Here is an 18,580-nt window from a genome sequence, read left to right on the forward strand (position 1 = left end):
CGGAGCCTCCGTCCGGGCCGCGACCTCTCTTCGCACCGTCTCGCCCTGCTCTTCAGCCGGGGCCGTCCGGGAACACGACCTTGAAGATCGTCGCCACCGACATCGCCAGAAGCTTCGGCAGCACACGGGCCCTTTCCGGCGTTTCGATCACGCTTGAGCCCGGCCGCGTTCATGCACTCGTCGGGGAAAACGGCGCCGGCAAGTCGACTTTGCTGAAGATCCTCGCCGGTGCAGAGCGTCCCGATACAGGCAGCATCGCCATCGACGGCCAGCCCTATGCGCCGCGCTCGTTGGCAGAGGCGACAGCGCTTGGCGTCCGTCTGGTATTTCAGGAAATCACCATCAATCCGTCGCTGACGATCGCCGAGAACGTCTTCTCGGGCCAGTTGGCGAGATTCCGCAGTCGCGGCCTCCTCAACCAGGCTGCCATGAACCGTGCGGCGCAGGCCCTGCTCGACACCCTGGCGGTTGATGTCTCGGTAGCGCAACCGCTGTCGCGGCTCGATCTCGGCCAGTGGAAATGCATCGAGGTCGCACGCGCGCTCTCCACCGAGCCGCGCGCCGTCCTGTTCGACGAATCCACCGCCTTCCTCAACCACCGCGAGGCTGACCAACTGCTGGCCGCCATGCGTGCCCTCGGGAAGAGAGGCCTCGTCGTCGCCTTCGTCTCGCATCACCTTGCGGAGATCGCCGCGGTCGCCGACCAGCTCACCATCCTGAAGGACGGCAGCAAGGTCGGGGACTTCGCGGCCGGCGAACTCGACCGCGACGGCATCCAGAGCCGGATGGTCGGGCGCGACCTGTCGCGGGGTCTCTACCCTGCCCGCCCGGAGGCGCGGCTCGCTGGCGCGCCGATGCTGCGTTTCATCGGCGTGACGGCCGAAGGGCTTGAGCCGACCAGTCTTTCGGTCACTCCGGGGGAAATCCTCGGTATCGCAGGCCTTAAGGGCGCAGGCGGAGAGCGCATCCTGGAGATCGCGGCCGGTGTCGTACGCCCGCGAAGCGGCGGCGTGACGGTCGGCGGTGCTCCGCTCGTCGCGAAGACGCCAGCCGACGGCTGGGCCTCGCGCATCGCTTACCTGCCCGGCGAGCGCACGACCGAGGGCCTCATCGTTGATGCCAGCGTGCTCGACAATCTCGTCATGGCGAAGCCGCCGCGCCGCGGCCCGTTCTTCGATCGCGCCAAGGCGCGCACGATGGCACAGGCGATGATCGCCCGGCTGTTGATCAAGACGAGTTCCGAAAAGGCGCGCTCCGGCTCGCTCAGCGGCGGCAACCTGCAGAAGGTCGTGCTGGGCAAATGTCTCGCCATCGATCCACGCGTGCTGCTGCTCAACAATCCGACGCGCGGCGTCGATGTCGGCGCACGCACCGAAATCTATCGTTCGCTGCGCGAGGCCGCGAAGGAAGGACTCGCCATCCTGATGGTCAGCGAGGACCTCAACGAGTTGATCGGGCTCAGCGACCGCATCCTTGTCATGCGCGGACAACGCATCGCGGCGTCGATCGATGACCCGGCCGCCACCTCCGAAGACGCCATCATCCGGCACATGACCTGAGGGAAACCAATGTCGTCCACAAAACCCACGGTCACGGGACATTCCGAGACGACGCAGCGGCCGGCTGATGCGCGCTCGCGTCGCGACGACATCCGGCGCTTCTTCCCGATCCTGCTGCTGCTCGTCCTCGTCGCGGTGTTCTCCTTGGCATCGCCGCGCTTCCTGCAGTTCAACAATCTGATGATCGTCGCCCAGCAGGCCGTCGTGCTGCTGGTCGCGGCTCTCGGCATGACCTTCGTAATCATCGCAGGCTCGATCGACCTCTCGGTCGGTGCCATCGTGGCGCTGGCGGCGCTGGTGGCGGCTGCCACCGCAGCGAGCCTCGGCATTTATGCCATCGTTCCCGCATGCCTGATCGGCGCGGCCGCCGGCCTCGTAAACGGCATGGTCGTCGCGAAGGGCAAGGTCCCTTCCTTCATCGTCACCCTCGGCGCGATGGTCGTCTATCGCGGCATCGTGCTCTTCTTCACGCGCGGCGCGCCGATCTCGATCGATGACGAGCGCTTTCTCGATCTCTATTCGGGACGCACCGCCGGCATCCCGCATTCAGTGCTGATCGCCATCCTTCTGATCGCCGCCGCCGCGGTGATGCTCAACCTGACGGTCTTCGGGCGCGAAGTGCGGGCAATCGGCGGCGGCGAGCGGATCGCGCTCCTGACGGGCATCCGCGTCGACCGCGTCAAGATCGCGATCTTCGTGTTGTCGGGGCTAATGTGCGGCATGGCCGGCCTGCTTCAGGGCGCCCGCGCGATGGCAGCGACCGCTCAGCTCGGTGAGGGACTCGAACTCGATGCCATCGCCGCCGTGGTCGTAGGCGGGACACCGCTGACCGGCGGCGTCGGCAGCATCCAGGGGACGATCCTCGGCGCGCTCATCATCACCATTTTGTCGAATGGCATGAACATCGTCGGCCTCGACCCCTATTTCCAGAACATCGTCAAAGGCTTGGTGCTGGTCCTTTCGGTGTTCGTCACGATCGACCGCAAGAAGATCGGCATCATCAAGTGATCCACGAGATCTGCGAGCACGGATACAGGAGGAAGCGTTCATGACGATCCAGACCATGCGTGATTTCGGCATTGGCGAAGGCCAGCTGTTCATCGGCGGCCGATGGGTCGATTCCGCAAGCCGCGAGCGGCGCGAGATCGAGAATCCGAAGGACGAGAGCATCGTCGCCGCCGTCGCTTCGAGCACGATCGAGGATGCCGACCGCGCGATCGCCGCGGCGCGAAAGGCGCAGCCGCTCTGGCGGGCGACCACGGCGGCGCAGCGCGCGGCGCTGCTCAACCGTTTCGCCGCGCTCATCGACGAGAATGCCGAAGCGCTGGCGCATCTGCTGACAGCCGAGGGCGGCAAGATCCTGCACGACAGTCGCATCGACGTCGCCTTCTCCGCCCTCCTCCTGCGCTATGCGGCGGAGAGCGCCCGCCACATTCAGGGCGAGATCATGCCGGGCGAGAACCCCGACGAGCAGATCTGGATCCAGCGCGTTCCTTATGGTGTCGCCGTCGGCATCACGGCCTGGAACTTCCCGGCGGCGCTCTTTGCCCGCAAGGTCGGCCCGGCGCTCGTCACCGGCAATACGATTATCGTCAAGCCACACGAGCAGACGCCCCTCACGACGCTTGTGCTCGCCGAGCTTTCACGCCGCGCCGGAATTCCGGATGGCGTGATCAATGTCGTGGTCGGCGACGGGCGGACCGTCGGCGCTCATCTCGTCTCGCACAAGGGCACCGACATCATCTCGATGACGGGCAGCGTGCGGGCCGGCGGCGAGATCTATGCGCTCGGCGCGGAGCACATCAAGCCAGTGCGCCTCGAGCTCGGCGGCAAGGCTCCCTTCATCGTCATGGAGGACGCCGACATCGACAAGGCTGTCGATGCGGCCGTGGCTTCGAAGTTCTTCGCCGGCGGCGCCGTCTGCACCTGCAACGACCGCATGTATCTGCACCGGGCCATCCACGATGCCTTCATGGAAAAGTTCGTCGCGCGGGTGCAGAAGCTGACGGTCGGCGATCCGACAACCAATGTCGACATCGGGCCGCGCATCAATGCAGGCGAAGTCGCCAAGCTGAAGGCGATGGTCGCGCAGGCGCTGAAGCAGAACGCAACGCGGCTCGTCGATGCCACGCCGCAACAGGCCGAGGCGCGCGGCCACTGGTTCTACCCGACCATTCTCTCCGTCGGTTCGAACGATCTCGATATCATGAAAGAGGAGACCTTCGGCCCGGTCATCGCGGCGCTTGCCGTCGATGATTTCGAGCAGGCTCTGGCCTATGCGAACGACTCCGATTTCGGCCTGTCGGCCTATGTCTTCACCCGCGACCATCGCAAGATCATGCGCAGCGTGAACGAGCTCGAATTCGGCGAGATCTACGTCAATCGCGCTTCCGGCGAGAGCCCGCATGCGCATCATGTCGGTTATCGCAAGAGCGGCATCGGCGGCGAGGACGGCAAGCACGGCATCGAGGGCTATCTGCGCAAGAAGACCCTTTACAACAACTACGCCTGAGCAAGACGGGGCGGCACGCGACGCGCGCCGCCTCCCCTTCGGAGAGAGCGATGATCACGCACTGGTTCGATATCCGCGACGAGCGCTTCGGTGCGCTGGTCCTGCCCAACGTGCATGTCGATGTGCTCTATGAGGGCGGACGCTGGCTCGAAGGTCCTGTCTATGTGCCGGCCGCGCGGCACCTGCTCTTCTCCGACGTTCCGAACGACCGCGTGCTGCGTTTCGATGAGGTGACGGGCGCCGTCACGCTGTTCCAGTCGCCCTCCTTCTTCACAAACGGCCACACGCTCGATCCAGCGGGCCGCGTTCTCGCCTGCGAGCACCAGAACCGCCGCGTCGCGCGTTTCGAGCATGACGGCTCGGTGACGACCGTCGCCGACAGCCATGATGGGCATCGGCTTAACTCGCCCAACGACGTTATCGTCGCCAGGGACGGGACTGTCTGGTTCACCGATCCGACCTATGGCATCGCAACCGAATATGAAGGCGCGCGGATCGCAAGCGAGATCGGCAGCAACAATGTCTATCGCGTCGGCCCGGACGGCCGCGCCGAAGCGATGATCACCGACCTCGTGCAGCCGAACGGCCTCGCGCTCTCGCCGGACGAAAGCATTCTCTACGTGGCCGACAGCGGCTCGCGTCCGTCGCGGCTCCTTGCCTATCCGCTCGCCGCGGATGGGAGGCTAGGCCCGCCTCGGCTGCTCCGCGAGGCCGAGGCCGGAATCTACGATGGTTTCAGGATCGACCGGCATGGCAATATCTGGACCAGCGCCGAGGACGGCGTGCATTGCCTTGCGGCAGACGGCACGCTGCTCGGCCGGATCGTGCTGCCCGAGGTCGCGGCGAATGTCGAGTTCGGCGGCCGTTTCCGCAACCGCCTGTTCATCTGCGCGACGCAGCGTCTCTATGCCGTCTATCTGAATACGACGGCCGCCCGCTGAGGCTGCCTGCCGCGACCCTCTTCATCGCGCGCGCGGGATACTGTCCGTGACGATCGACGTTCGATCCAGTTGGCCCGCCCGGAGGCTTGCCAACGGACCGTCGACGCCGCGCTCCGACGGAGAGGTCTCGTGCTTCCTTCAGGGCGACCCAAGTTTCGCTGACGATCCGCTGGACGGACCTAGCCGCGAAATGCGTCGAGGCTCCGGAAACCCTCCTGCGGATTTCCAGCGCTGACTTATGCCTCAGGCTGCGTCGGCGCGGCGCGCCAACTTCCAGCCGGGCCGGATGAAGTGGCAGGTATAGCCGTGCGGGATTCGCTCCAAGTAATCCTGATGCTCCGGCTCGGCCTCCCAGAAATCCCCCAGCGGCGAAACCTCGGTGACGACCTTGCCGGGCCAGAGACCGGAAGCGTCGACATCGGCGATCGTCTCTTCCGCAACAGCCTTCTGCTCTTCGTCAGCGTAGAAGATCGCGGACCGATAGCTGGCGCCGACATCGTTGCCCTGCCGGTTCGCCGTGGTCGGATCGTGGATCTGGAAGAAGAATTCGAGGATCTGGCGATAGTTCGTCAGATCGGGATCGAAAACAATCTCGATTGCCTCGGCATGGGTGCCGTGATTGCGATAGGTGGCGTTGCGCACCTCCCCGCCCGAATATCCCACGCGCGTGGCAACGATACCCGGCTGCCTGCGGATCAGATCCTGCATGCCCCAAAAGCAGCCGCCGGCCAGAACGGCACGTTGTGTGTTGTCTGCCATGTCTCAAACCCTTCCTTCGTTCTCGAACAGGCGCCGGTATTCACTATAGCCCTTCGACTCGCGATTATTGAGCTGAATGAAGCACAAAGATGCCGAGTTGATGCAGCGGTGCACATCGGCATGAACGCCATACCGTGTCTCGGCCGCGGGACGTCCTAGCCCCGGACGGGCGGCGCCCGGACAAGGGATCAGCTCACATGCCCGGCGAGAAAGGCGCGCATTGCGGCGCCAATCTCGGCGGCATGCGTCTCGAGCGCGAAGCGGCCGCTCTTGACGAAGCGAATGTCCGCCGCCGGCACGTCACGCTTGAAGGCCTCAGCGCCCGACTGAACGAAGAACGGATCGTTCTTGCCCCACACGGCCAGTACTGGCGGCCGATGCTCGCGCAAGTAAGCCTGGACCGCGTCGCAGAGCGCTACATTGGTCTGGTAGTCGAGCAGAAGATCGAGCTGGGTCGCAGCTTGTCATCCGCACAAGCCGCAAGCTTCTACTCACGGAGGGCGGCACGGCCTATGTCGCCTCGGCACGGCGGGTGCTCGAAGAACTGTTCGAGGCGGAGCGTGCCGCCTCGGGCGAATATCGCGCACCGCGTGGCAAGTTGCTCGTGACCGCGCCGATCGCGTTCGGCGCGCTCAACGTCCCTGCGATCGTCCACGATTTCCTCGCTTCCTATCCCGACGTGACGGTGCGGCTTGTCCTGGCGGGAGGACAGGAGCTACGCAGTCCGACCCTTGACATCGTCGAAATGGTAGCGCTACCGTACGCATATCGCACCCGGTGTAGGGCCCAAGCGGCGCCCCGGTGCGTCGGAGGAATGCCAACGATATCGCGGAGAAGTCTCGTCGCTGCACCTGGCTGTGGTGGGAGGCTTCGCGACCGAGCGAGCAGTCGGAGGACGCATTTGTGACATGCGAATTGAAGGATGATTGCCATTATGGTTTCTGAGCCTTGGTACAAAACAACACTTCGATGGGCTCAAACCAATCTGGTCGAGATAGATCCTGAGCGCTACGACGCCAACTTCTGGCGCGAACATTGGCGGAAGACACGTATTCAGGGCGTGATCATCAATGCCGGCGGGATTGTAACCTATTACCCGAGCGAGATTCCGCTGCATAAACCTGCCCTGAAGCTCGCAGGCCGAGACCTCTATGGCGAGATCGTCAAGGCGGCCCGTGACGAGAAGCTCACCGTCATCGCGCGGATGGATTCAAATCGCGTGTCGGCCGAGTTCTATCGCGCCCATCCGGACTGGATTGCGGTCGATGCAGCAGGCAACCCGTATCGGGAAGCCGACAAATACGTCACCTGCATCAACTCCGCCTACTATGCGGAGTACCTGCCCAGCGTGATCCGCGAAATCATCTCGCGCAGCAAGCCGGACGGCTTCGCGGACAACAACTGGGCTGGGCTGCGGCGCGGCCTCATCTGCCACTGCCGCAATTGCCAGGAGCAATTCGAGGCTTTTTCCGGCCTGCTTTTGCCCCACGAAGATAACTGGTCGAGCGAGCCCTATCGCAAGTGGATCCAGTGGAGCTACCGGCGCCGTACGGAGATCTGGGAACTCAATAATCGGGTAACGACCGAGGCGGGAGGGCCGGATTGCGCCTGGATGGGCATGATCTCGGGCGATGTGCTTCACAACAACGAACGTTTCATTGATCTGCCGGAGATTCTCTCTCGCAGCCCGATCATCATGCTCGATCACCAGCGCCGAAACGGCGTGGACGGGTTCGAGCAGAACACGGAGGCAGGCAAACGCCTGCATGAGGTCGGTGGCTGGAACGTCCTGATCCCTGAATCGACCCCGCAATATCAGCTCGGCAGCCCGGCCTTTCGGCTTTCCAGCATGCCGCCGGCCGAAGTGCGGCTCTGGTCGTCGTCCGGCTTCGCCGGGGGGATCCAGCCGTGGTGGCATCATATCGGTTCGATGCATGAGGACAGGCGGCAATACCGGACGGCCGAGCCAATCTTCAAGTGGCACGAAGCCAATCAGGACGTTCTGTTCAACCGCAGCCCAGTCGCCGACGTCGCTGTACTTTGGTCGCAGAAGAACCATGACTATCTGGGGCAACACAACGCATCGGAAGCGACCCTCAATCCCTACCGCGGCGCGACCAAAGCGCTGGACAAGGCAGGAATCGCCTGGCTCCCCCTGCACGCCGACGCCGTCGGCACCGCGGCCGGCCGATTCAAGGTCCTAATTCTCCCCAATCTTGGCGCGATGTCGGCCGCCCAGATTGCGGCCGTGCAAGCATTTGCCGATGAGGGCGGCTCGGTCATCGCCACGTCGGAATCGAGCCTCTACAGCGAGCATGGTGACCGGCTGGCCGACTTCGCGCTCGGCGCTCTGTTCGGCCTGCATCGCCGTAGCGGCGAATTCGGGGGCCAGGGCAAGCCGGATGGCAACATCGAGACCCACGCACGCCACTCCTACCTCCGTCTTTCGCCCGAGCTTCGCGCCGGCGTCTACGGCCCATCGGACCCGACCGCCCCGACAGCTGCGGGAACGCGCCACCCCCTGCTCGCCGGCCTCGACGATACCGACACGCTGCCTTTCGGTGGCTACCTGCCGGTTGCCGAGGCCGACGAAGACACGACAGTGCTCGCGACCTTCATTCCCGACTTTCCGATCTACCCGCCTGAAACCTCGTTCATGCGGACCTTCAGAACCAACCTTCCCGCGATCACGGTCAAGAAGGGCGCCGGCGGCGGAAACCTGATCTGGTTCGTAGCCGACCTCGATCGCTGCTTTGCCCGCGAAGAACAGTTCGAGCATGCGCTGCTGCTGGCCAATGCGGTGCGCTGGAGCATCGGGGAGGGACAGGAGGCTGTCAGGGTCGAAGGAGGACACGGCTTGGTGACGCCGACGCTGTATCGGCAGGGCAACCGCCAGGTGCTGCACCTGAATAATCGGCTGGTGACGTCACGCGTACCGGGACGTCAGGACGAACTGGTTCCGGTCGGTCCGACCACCGTTCGCGTTCGCGCGGCAGATGGCGGCAAGGCACCTGCCACGGTCGATCTGCGCGTCGCCGGGCGTCAGGTCGACGCGACGATGGACGGTAGCGAACTCGTGTTCTCGGTCGACAGGATTCTGGACCACGAGGTGGCGGTCATCGACTGGGCCTGACCCATATCAAACCGGTCAGACCTCAAGACTAATCAAAGGGAGGACTACCCAATATGGCTAAGCAAGAGGACCAGGAAATGGCTGGCGAGGCCGGCCGGCTTACCCGTCGCACAATTCTCGTCGGCGCGGGTGCGTTGGCCGCCTCTCCATTGCTGTCCGGCGTGTCGTTTGCACAGGACGCCACCACGATGCGCCTGTCCTGGTGGGGATCTGATGATCGCCACAAAAAGACGCTGGCGTTGATCCAGCTGTTTCAATCGAAGCATCCGGGTCTGAGCGTGACGCCGGAATATGGTGGCTTCGTCGGGTATCAGGACAAGCTGTCGACCGAGTTCGCCGGCGGCAACGCTCCCGATGTCATGCAGGTGGCCGACCCGGGAGCCCTGATTGCTGCTGGCCGGTTGCTGGCGCTCGACGACTATATCGCGGCCGGCAAGATCGACGTCAGCAACGCCAGTAAGAGCGTGCTCGAAACGGCCAAGGTGGGCGGCAAGCAGTATAGCGTGCCATGGGGTCTCGCCTGCGGCTGCTACTTCCTCGACAATCAGGTGTTCGAGGACGCCAAGGTCGACATCCCCGACTATGGCTGGACCTGGGACGAGTACGCCAAGGTCGCCAAATCGCTGTCCAAGCCCGGCTTTTACGGCTCGGCCGACATCTGGGCGGCCGCGGGGACGCGCGCGCTCGCCGGCCTCGAGGTGTTCCTCAGGGAACGCCAGAAATACGCCTTCACGCCGGACGGCAAGATCGGATTCGGTCCGGACGAGCTCACCGAATGGTTCACCTTCTGGGACGAACTGCGCAAGGCCGGCGCCGTGCCCCCTGGCGAAGTGACTGCGCTGGAGACCGGCTTCGAGACATCGCCGATCATCACCGGCAAGGCCGCGATGTATCCGATCAACAGTTCAATCGCGTCTTCATTGCAGGGGCTGACCAAGCACAAGCTGACCGTCGCCCCCTTCCCCACCGGCGTCGGCAGCACAGCGCTCAAGGGCGACCAGTACGGCGCCTTCGTGAACTCGAGCATGCAGGTCTACATCAATGCCGACGCCAAGGATAAGGATCTGGCGGCGGCGTTCGTGAACTTCGTGCTCAACGATCCCGACGCCGCCAAAATCCAGCTGATGGCACGCGGCGTGCCGGCCTCTTCCAAGATCGCAGAACTGGTGACGCCCGACATCTCGCCCGTCGAGCAGAGCATGGTGGCCACCGTCAAATACGTGGCCGATCATGCGTCCGCCGGCTTTGTTCCGTGGCCAAAGCAGGGCGCCGAGGTCCAGGATCTGATGCAGCGGTCGCATCAGGCCGTGGCCTTCGAACAGGCCTCGATTGCGGACACGGTCAGCCAGTTCTTCGACCAGGCCGGGCAGATTCTAGGCTGATGACGATTGGTCATTCCAGCGAAAGCCCCGCCGCGACAGGCCTCAGCCCGTCGCGCTCCGGCGCACGCCCGGCTCGAACCCGCAAGCCGCTCAGCGACAACGCCTACGGCTACCTGTTCCTCGCGCCGTGGCTGGTCGGACTGCTAGTGTTTCTGGCCGGCCCGACGCTCGTCTCACTTTATCTGTCCTTCACGGATTTCAATCTGTTGCAGCCGCCCAAATGGGTGGGGGCGCAGAACTACATAACGCTGTTCTCGCGCGACCCTCGCTACCTGCAAGCGCTGCGCGTGACGTTTACCTATGTGTTTACCGCGGCGCCGCTGAACCTGCTCTTCGCGCTCCTCCTCGCGCTCCTGCTCAACACCAGGATCCGCGGCATCAGTTTGTACCGAGCCGTCTACTACGTTCCCTCGCTGCTGGGCGGTAGCGTCGCCATCGCCATCTTGTGGCAGCAGATTTTCGGGCTGGACGGCGTGGTCAGCCAGATCCTCGGATTTTTTGGTGTTCATGGGTCGAGCTGGGTGTCCTCGCCCAAACAGGCGCTGTGGACGCTGGTGATACTGCATGTCTGGCAGTTCGGCTCGGCCATGATCATCTTCCTCGCCGGCCTCAAGCAGATCCCGGCGGAGCTCTACGAGGCCGCAACGATCGATGGTGCCGGCAAGGTCCACCGATTCTGGTTCATCACCCTGCCGATGTTGACACCGGTGATCTTCTTCAACCTCGTGCTGCAGATCATCAACTCGTTCCAGGCTTTCACCCCCGCCTTCATCATCAGCGGCGGCAAGGGCGGTCCGCTCGATTCAACGCTGTTCTACACTTTGTATGTCTACATCCAGGGCTTCACTAACTTTCGCATGGGCTACGCGTCGGCGATGGGCTGGATTCTACTCATCATCATCGGCGTCTTCACCGCGCTCGCCTTCCTGAGCAGCAAGTACTGGGTCCACTACGACGACGCGAGATAGGGCCATGGCAACCAGCACTCGAACCGTCCGGGTTTTCCCATTCAGCCAGCTGCTGACACACCTTGTGCTGATCGTCGGCGCGTTCTGCATGCTCTATCCGTTGCTTTGGATGATCGGCAGCTCGTTCAAGCCCGACAGTGAAATCTTCACCGAACTCAGTCCGATCCCCAGAAGCCTCGACCTGACGAACTATATACGCGGCTGGGTACTCGGGAGCGGCACGTCGTTCGCGACGTTCTACATTAATTCCTTCGTCGTCTGCGCCGGCGCCATCATCGGCAATCTGCTGTCGTGCTCTCTCGCGGCCTACGCCTTTGCACGGATCAGGTTCAAGCTGCGTGGCCTATGGTTCGCCGTCATGCTCGGCACCTTGATGCTGCCGTTCCATGTGACCGTGGTGCCTCAGTACATCATCTTCAATGCCCTTGGCTGGACCAACACCTTCCTGCCGCTTGTGGTGCCCAAGTTCTTTGCCGTCGACGCCTTCTTCATATTCCTGATGGTCCAGTTCATTCGCGGCATTCCCATCGAGCTCGAACAGGCGGCTATGGTTGACGGCTGCAACCGGTTCCAGATCTTCACCAAGATTATCCTGCCGCTTCTAGGCCCGGCCCTCGTGACGACGACGATCTTCACCTTCATCTGGACCTACAACGACTTTTTCAGCCAGCTCCTCTACCTTTCGACAGAGAAACACTACACCGTGTCGCTGGGCCTGCGGCTGTTCCTCGATGCCTCCGGACAATCGGCCTGGGGGCCGATGTTCGCCATGACCACGCTTTCGCTGGTCCCCGTCATCCTGGTGTTCGCTTTCTTCCAGCGGCGGCTGGTCGAAGGCATCGCCACCACCGGCCTCAAGGGCTGAGCTCATGGCCGAACGTACCATCGCCATCCAGATCGGCGCAGTTTCCTTCATCGACGAAGGTACCGGCAGCGTCCTCGATACGGTTCAATCGCGGGCCGGAGTCAACACGCTGTGGCTCGCGACACCCACCTGGAATCGTGCCAGTGGCGGCCGGGCGGAGCCGGGGCGTCCCTTTCCCGACCACGGCAAGGCGGAATACGAGCCGGACTGGCGCGGCGGCAATTATGCCAAGGTGCACCCTGAATTCTATCGTGGCAGCGTTCTGGGCCCGGCCGGGCGCGCGCCAGAATACCCCGACTGGGACATGCTCGAGGCTGTCATCGCCGAGGCAAGACCTCGCGGGCTCAAGAGTTTTGCCTATTTCGACGAAAGCAGCCATGCCCGCGAACTGCGCCGCCTGCCTGGTTTCCAGCACTGCCTTGAAGTCGACATCTGGAACAAGCCGGCGCGCCGCCCCTGCTTCAACAATCCCGACTATCGCAACTGGGTCCTCGGCATCGTCGAGGACTACATCAAGAGCTACGAACTGGATGGCCTCGCCTTCTGCTCTGCCCGTCCGGGCCCGCTGGACCGGCTCCTGCAAGAGCCGACCCGGCAGGGTCTCGGGCTGATCGTCTGCTTCTGCCCGCACTGCAAGGCGCGAGCCGCCGAACGCGGCATCGACTGGCGCCGGGCTCAGGAAGGTCAGCGCAAGCTGGTCCTCCTCAATGCCGCGGTCTCCGAGGGCAACCGCCCGCCTGACGGGGTTATTGCGGGCTTCTGGCGGCTGCTGCTGACCTACCCCGAAATCATCGGCTGGCAGTCGCTGTGGGCCGACGGCCAGCACCAGCTTTATCGCGACATATTCGGGACCGTCCGTTCGTTCCGCCCCGACATGAAGGTCGGCTGGGACCTCTACCAGGGCAGCAGCTTCAGCCCGTTCCAACGGGCCAGCCAGAACTACGCGGACCTGAGCCATATCGCCGACTTCCTCAAGATCTCGACCTATCACGATGCCGGTGGTCCGCGTCTCGCGAGCTTCGTGCGAAACATCGCCCGCGCCGTATTCGGCGACGCCGATCCGACCGCTGTCTATCCGATACTTCTGAAAATGCTCGGTCTCGACGAAGGAGCGCTCGATAAGCTGCCGCAGACAGGGCTGTCGGCAGACTACGTCCGCCGCGAGGTGGCGCGCGCCGATGTCGGCCGCGAGGGCCGCAGCACGGTCTGGGCCGGAATCGGCATCGACATCCCGGTCGGGGAACCTGACGCGCAGATGGCAGAAGAGGTTTCGATCGGCGACACACCGATGATCGACGCCGACCTGACAGCCGGCCCGGGCCTCGTCGAGACCACCCCGGCGCGCGTGAGCGCCGCGGTTCGCGCGGCCTTCGCCGGAGGTGCCACCGGCATCGTGCTGGGCCGCAAATATTCGGAGATGCGGCTCGACAACCTCTCGGGTGTCAAGAGCGCGCTGGCCGACCTCTAGATCCAAGGAACTTGGCATGAAGAAGATCACCCTCGGTCGCACCGGATTGTCGGTCTCCCGCATCGCGCTCGGAGGCTATCCCTTTGGCGGCGTCAATCGCGCCAATGACTGGGATCCGTGGTCGGCCGCGGGCCGAGCCGCCGCAATCGGCACTGTGAACTACGCGCTCGACAACGGCATCAACTACATCGACACCGCCCCTGGCTACGGCGAGGGCAACAGCGAACGGATCATCGGTGAGGTGATGAAGACCCGCCGCGCCGAAACGGTGCTGGCGACGAAGGTCCGCTGGGAAGGCATGAGCAAGCAGGCGACCATCAACAGCGTGCGTGAAAGCCTCAAGCGGCTGAACACAGACCGGCTCGACATCGTACAATTCCATGGCGGCATGTTCACCGCAGAGCAGTACCAACACATCGTCAAGGGCGGCCCCCTGGAGGGCCTGATGGAATTGAAGCAGAAGGGCGAGATTGGCTTCATCGGCCTGACCGCCGAGGAGCCATGGACGGCGATCCAGTTCCTCGCCCACCCCGAGATCGACGTGTACCAGGTTGCCTATAACTTCATCTACCAGCATGCCGCCAAGCACTTTCTCATCGACGGCACCAAGGCTGGGGCCGGCATCGTCACGATGAGGACCATGACCTCGGGCATCCTTCAGCGCGCCGCGCGCTACCTCGCGCCGGAGTGGCAGCCGGCACATGATCTGTTCCAGGTCTGTCTCGAATTCGTCCTGTCGGACTCCCGCGTGCATGCCCCGATTGTCGGCATGCGCTGGCCGCATGAGGTCGACAAGAACATTGAGTTGCTGGAAGGGTTCACGCCTGCCTTCGACTTCGCCGCGCTGCCGCGGATGACCGCCGACGTCTACAAGGCGGAAGACTCCGAATGATCGTCGACGCATACTCCCATACCGGCCTGCCTCGCTTCCAGACCGTCGCCGATTATCGAGGCATCATGCGGCGGGAGGGTATCGGGAAAGCCGTGCTCAGTTCGTTCGACAGTTCGCCCGATCTCGCCGGCATCCACGCGGCGTTCACCGAGCAGCCGGAGATCTTTCGCGGTCTCGGTGTGCCGCTCGGCAAGGATCACGGCGAGATCGCGGCAGGGGCCCGCGCCCAACTCGCCGCCGGCTTCACGGGCTTGCGCATGACCGCCCGTGACGTGCTCGAACGGCCGTTCCTCCTCGACATCGTTGGCGAAGCGGGCGGCGTCGTGCTGGCGGTCGGCCGCCTGGCCGAGGCGGCCTGCGCACAGGCCTTGCACGATGCCCTGCAGCGCCATGAAGGCCTCACGGTGATCGGCGGCCACTTTGCGGGCGGCGGCGAACCGGACGAACTCGAGCAGTATCCTGTGGCCGGCCTCTTTGCCCACCCCCGCTTCGCCGTCGTATTCTCGCGCCATGGCGGCTATCCGGCATCCTCCATTCGGTTGTGGGCGCGCTCGATCGTCGCCCGCGCCGGCTGGTCACGAATCCTGTGGGGTGCGGAGGCGCCGCTGTTGTTCTGGCGCAACGAGACGATGCCGGCTGCGATGGCCTGGATCGACTTCCTGGAACCGACGGCAGATGAGCGCGCTGCCTTCTTTGGTGGCAATGCGGAGCGCATCTATTTCGCTCGCCCGCACCAGCCCGGGCCGTTGGCGCTGCCGTTCGACCCGTGGACCTATATCAACGAGGTTCCTGCCGGGCTTTGGGCCAACGGCCTGCCGGTGCCGCAGGAAATCGCCGGCCGGCTGGTCCAGGATTGGTTGGCTGCCGGTGGCGAGGGTACCCTCGGCGGGCACCTTGAAACCGTATTGCAGCGGGCACTCCCGAAACTGTCGAAATCGCGCGGGTGATATCCGCGCCATTCCCGGCACGCCGCTCGAGTATTTTCAAGCGAAGTGGACACCGGTTCGCGTGAGGAAAATGCGGCAAAACAAATAGATAGAGCAATTCTTGTGAACCGGCTTTCACCGGAACTGCTCTAGTCGCGACGGTTGCCGGACCGGTCGGTGCTGCGCCGCTTCATCACTTCCACGCCCATGTCGATCACGGGTTCGCCGACCGGCGCGCCGCCAAGCCGCCTGCGGATGGCGACGACCGCATCGAGGCCGTTGCGATAGCGGTGCGTGCGCCCGCTCGACAATGAGGGGAACGCCGATTCCATGTAATCGTGATCGTTGAATCCGGCGATGCCCATATCTTCCGGGACGCGGATGCCCTGAGCCTGGCATTCGAATAGCACGCCCAGCGCCAGGATGTCATTGTTGCAGAACACCGCATCGAGCCCTGGATCCGCTGCAATAGCCGCCCTGAACAATTCGCGACCGACGCGTGGCGTCGCAAATTCGAGCACCGGCCGGCCGGCGGGCGTCTCCGATGCATCGGCGAGCTTGGGCATGTAGCCAGGTGAAAACGAATGCTCGAGACTGGGCTGTGGCAGCCCCGCGGCCGCGAGGGCAGCCCGATACCCATCGAGCCGTCCCGACGAGCGACGGCTCACCCAGCCGGCAATGAAGCCTATGCGACGATAGCCTTCCTCGATCAGGTGCTCGGTGACCTTCCGTCCGCCGTCGTAGTGGGAGAAACCGATGATCTGGTCGATCGGATCGTCCGAGATGTCCATGATCTGGATGACTGGGCACCCCGCATTTTCGAGCATGCGCCGCGCCTCGGGTGTCTGGTCGATGCCCGACACGATCATGCCCGCGGGCTTCTCACGCAGGAAGACCTTGATCAGCCGCTCTTCCTCCGCCTCGTCATAGCGGGTATTGCCGATCTGGACGGTCAACGGACTGCCGTCGACACCATCGTAGACGCCGCGGAGTACATCCGTGAAAACCGTCTGCGACAGGGACGGAATGAGAACTCCGACCACCGACGATCGCGTCGAAGCTAAAGTACGGGCGCTGAGATTGGGGACGTAGCCGAGCGCCTGCACCGCCTCTTCGATGGTCTTGCGCAGCGTGTCGGATACGAGCGACGGATCGCTCAGCGCCCGCGACACGGTGATTGCGGCGACGCCGGCCCGCGCCGCCACGTCGGCGATGGTGGGACGTCCATCGCCGCGCCTTCGCCGGGCCGACAGGTCCGCTGAAGACTTCTTTCTCTCCGGCCGAATACTGTCCATGGGCCCACTGCAGTTGGTACAGGCTGGCCAATAGCGAGAACCCGTCCATTGGCCTTCGGTTTCGATCCTGTTTGACGCTATGGCGCGCGTTGCATCAAGAGCCGGTTTCCAGACCCTTGCCGATCAAGTTCCAGCGGCAAGCATTATGTTGGTCATTGACGGATATCAACCGGCGTTGCGGGATTCCGGCCGACGAGACTTGGCCGAAACTAAGCTGTTGCCGCCGATTGTATCCCCTACTCCCACTCGATCGTTCCTGGCGGCTTCGAGGTGACGTCGTAGACGACCCGGTTGATGCCCTTGACCTCGTTGATGATGCGGGTTGCCGCGTCGGCGAGGAAGGTCATGTCGAAGTGGTAGAAGTCCGCTGTCATGCCGTCGACCGAGGTTACGGCGCGCAGCGCGCAGACGAAATCATAGGTGCGCCCGTCGCCCATGACGCCGACCGTCTGCACCGGGAGCAGCACGGCGAAAGCCTGCCAGATCGTGTCGTAGAGCCCTGCCTTGCGGATCTCGTCGAGATAGACGGCGTCGGCCTTGCGGAGAATGTCGAGCTTCTCGCGGGTGATCCCGCCCGGACAGCGGATTGCGAGGCCAGGCCCCGGGAACGGATGGCGGCCGACGAAGAAGTCAGGCAGGCCGAGCTCGCGGCCGAGCGCCCTCACCTCGTCCTTGAAGAGCTCGCGCAGCGGCTCGACGAGCTTCATGTTCATCCGGGCCGGCAGACCGCCGACATTGTGGTGCGATTTGATCGTCACCGACGGGCCGCCCGAGAACGACACGCTCTCGATCACGTCAGGATAAAGCGTTCCCTGCGCCAGGAATTCCGGCGCACCCTTGCCGTCGCTGGCGATCTTCTTCGCTTCGGCCTCAAACACGTCGATGAACAGGCGTCCGATGATCTTGCGTTTGGTCTCGGGGTCAGAGACGCCCTCGAGTTCGCCGATGAAGAGATCGGACGCGTCGACATGGACGAGCGGGATGTTGAAATGCTCGCGGAACAGCGACACGACCTGATCGCTCTCGCCGAGGCGCATCAGCCCGTGATCGACGAAGACGCAAGTGAGCTGCTCGCCGATCGCCTCGTGGATCAGCACGGCGGCCACGGCCGAGTCGACGCCGCCCGACAAAGCGCAGAGCACCCGCTTGCTGCCGACCTGCGCGCGGATCTTGGCGATCATCTGCTCGCGATAGGCCGACATCGTCCAATCCGACTTCAGCCCGACGACCTGATGGACGAAATTCGCCAGCAGCTTGCCACCATCCGGCGTGTGCAGCACTTCGGGATGGAACTGCACACCGTAGAGACGACGCTGCTCGTTGGCGATCGCCGCATAGGGCGCGCCCTCGGAGACCGCGATGACCTCGAAGCCCTCCGGGATCGCGGTGATCTTGTCCCCGTGGCTCATCCAGACCTGATGGCGGCTGCCGGGCTCCCACAGCCCTTCGAACAGCGCGGACGGCTTCTTGACCTCGATGAAGGCGCGGCCGAATTCGCGGTGATGACCGACCTCGACGCTGCCGCCGAGCTGGGCGCTCATCGTCTGCTCGCCATAGCAGATGCCGAGTACCGGCACGCCGGCGTCGAACACCGTTTCTGGCGCGCGGGGCGAGCCGATATCAACGGTGCTCGCGGGGCTTCCCGAGAGGATCACGCCTTTCGGCTTCAGCCGCTCGAAGGCTTCCTCGGCCTTCTGGAAAGGATGAATCTCACAATAGACACCGGTTTCCCTGAGGCGGCGCGCGATGAGCTGCGTGACCTGGGAACCGAAATCGATGATGAGAATGCTGTCGGGCATGAGCGGATCCGGCGGAGAGAGGGTGGGCGAACGGGCGAAAGTATCGATCGAAGCAAGAGGCCGGCGCTCAGGCCGGCCTCT

The 18,580-nt window shown here is 63.8% G+C and carries 14 protein-coding genes and 1 pseudogene; 11 read left to right on the forward strand and 4 right to left on the reverse strand.

The window, feature by feature from the left end:
* Positions 1-80 precede the first annotated feature (80 nt).
* Genes BUB39_RS15260 through BUB39_RS15275 form a run of 4 tightly spaced genes read left to right on the forward strand, consistent with a single transcriptional unit; the run spans position 81 to position 5,012 of the window.
* Positions 81-1,559 (forward strand): sugar ABC transporter ATP-binding protein, encoded by a 1,479-nt coding sequence (locus BUB39_RS15260; RefSeq protein WP_073054882.1) that lies wholly within the window; start codon positions 81-83, stop codon positions 1,557-1,559.
* Positions 1,560-1,568: 9 nt separating this feature from the next.
* Positions 1,569-2,567 (forward strand): ABC transporter permease, encoded by a 999-nt coding sequence (locus BUB39_RS15265; RefSeq protein ID WP_084527443.1) that lies wholly within the window; start codon positions 1,569-1,571, stop codon positions 2,565-2,567.
* Positions 2,568-2,607: 40 nt separating this feature from the next.
* Positions 2,608-4,071, forward strand: coding sequence for an aldehyde dehydrogenase family protein (locus tag BUB39_RS15270; RefSeq protein WP_073054884.1), 1,464 nt, complete (start codon positions 2,608-2,610; stop codon positions 4,069-4,071).
* Positions 4,072-4,121: 50 nt separating this feature from the next.
* On the forward strand, positions 4,122-5,012 hold the full coding sequence (locus tag BUB39_RS15275) for an SMP-30/gluconolactonase/LRE family protein (RefSeq protein ID WP_073054886.1): 891 nt from the start codon (positions 4,122-4,124) through the stop codon (positions 5,010-5,012).
* A gap of 243 nt (positions 5,013-5,255) precedes the next feature.
* Here the strand turns inward: BUB39_RS15275 and msrA are convergent, their stop codons facing one another.
* The gene (gene msrA, locus BUB39_RS15280) at positions 5,256-5,771 is read right to left on the reverse strand and encodes a peptide-methionine (S)-S-oxide reductase MsrA (RefSeq protein WP_073054888.1); all 516 of its coding nucleotides are present in this window, start codon (positions 5,769-5,771) and stop codon (positions 5,256-5,258) included.
* A 188-nt stretch (positions 5,772-5,959) separates the two neighbouring features.
* A pseudogene (locus BUB39_RS25240) lies at positions 5,960-6,223 on the reverse strand (alpha/beta fold hydrolase); the annotation flags it as partial.
* Between the two features lie 482 nt (positions 6,224-6,705).
* Here BUB39_RS25240 and BUB39_RS15285 point away from each other — a divergent pair.
* From BUB39_RS15285 to BUB39_RS15315, 7 genes are all read left to right on the forward strand, one after another.
* Complete coding sequence (locus BUB39_RS15285) at positions 6,706-8,904, forward strand: alpha-amylase family protein (RefSeq protein WP_073054890.1); 2,199 nt, start codon at positions 6,706-6,708, stop codon at positions 8,902-8,904.
* A gap of 77 nt (positions 8,905-8,981) precedes the next feature.
* Complete coding sequence (locus BUB39_RS15290) at positions 8,982-10,286, forward strand: ABC transporter substrate-binding protein (RefSeq protein WP_073054893.1); 1,305 nt, start codon at positions 8,982-8,984, stop codon at positions 10,284-10,286.
* 5 nt (positions 10,287-10,291) lie between these two features.
* Positions 10,292-11,254 carry a carbohydrate ABC transporter permease gene (locus BUB39_RS15295; protein ID WP_425292920.1) on the forward strand — a complete coding sequence of 321 codons (963 nt, stop codon included), beginning with the start codon at positions 10,292-10,294 and terminating at the stop codon, positions 11,252-11,254.
* A gap of 4 nt (positions 11,255-11,258) precedes the next feature.
* Positions 11,259-12,119 (forward strand): carbohydrate ABC transporter permease, encoded by an 861-nt coding sequence (locus tag BUB39_RS15300; RefSeq protein ID WP_073054898.1) that lies wholly within the window; start codon positions 11,259-11,261, stop codon positions 12,117-12,119.
* A gap of 4 nt (positions 12,120-12,123) precedes the next feature.
* Positions 12,124-13,587 carry an alpha-amylase family protein gene (locus BUB39_RS15305; protein ID WP_073054900.1) on the forward strand — a complete coding sequence of 488 codons (1,464 nt, stop codon included), beginning with the start codon at positions 12,124-12,126 and terminating at the stop codon, positions 13,585-13,587.
* A gap of 16 nt (positions 13,588-13,603) precedes the next feature.
* Complete coding sequence (locus BUB39_RS15310; protein WP_073054902.1) at positions 13,604-14,479, forward strand: aldo/keto reductase; 876 nt, start codon at positions 13,604-13,606, stop codon at positions 14,477-14,479.
* Entirely contained in the window at positions 14,476-15,426 is a 951-nt protein-coding gene (locus BUB39_RS15315) for an amidohydrolase family protein (protein WP_073054905.1), read from the forward strand. The genes BUB39_RS15310 and BUB39_RS15315 overlap by 4 nt, the downstream gene beginning before the upstream one ends.
* Before the next feature lie 128 nt (positions 15,427-15,554).
* On the opposite strand, the gene BUB39_RS15320 is transcribed toward BUB39_RS15315, so the two are convergent.
* Both BUB39_RS15320 and guaA read right to left on the reverse strand, forming a co-directional pair.
* Entirely contained in the window at positions 15,555-16,700 is a 1,146-nt protein-coding gene (locus tag BUB39_RS15320; RefSeq protein ID WP_073054907.1) for a LacI family DNA-binding transcriptional regulator, read from the reverse strand.
* A 236-nt stretch (positions 16,701-16,936) separates the two neighbouring features.
* Positions 16,937-18,499, reverse strand: a complete 1,563-nt coding sequence (gene guaA, locus BUB39_RS15325; RefSeq protein ID WP_073054909.1) for a glutamine-hydrolyzing GMP synthase — start codon at positions 18,497-18,499, stop codon at positions 16,937-16,939.
* Positions 18,500-18,580: the final 81 nt, after the last annotated feature.

Source organism: Kaistia soli DSM 19436 (assembly GCF_900129325.1).
GTDB classification, from domain to species: Bacteria; Pseudomonadota; Alphaproteobacteria; order Rhizobiales; family Kaistiaceae; genus Kaistia; species Kaistia soli.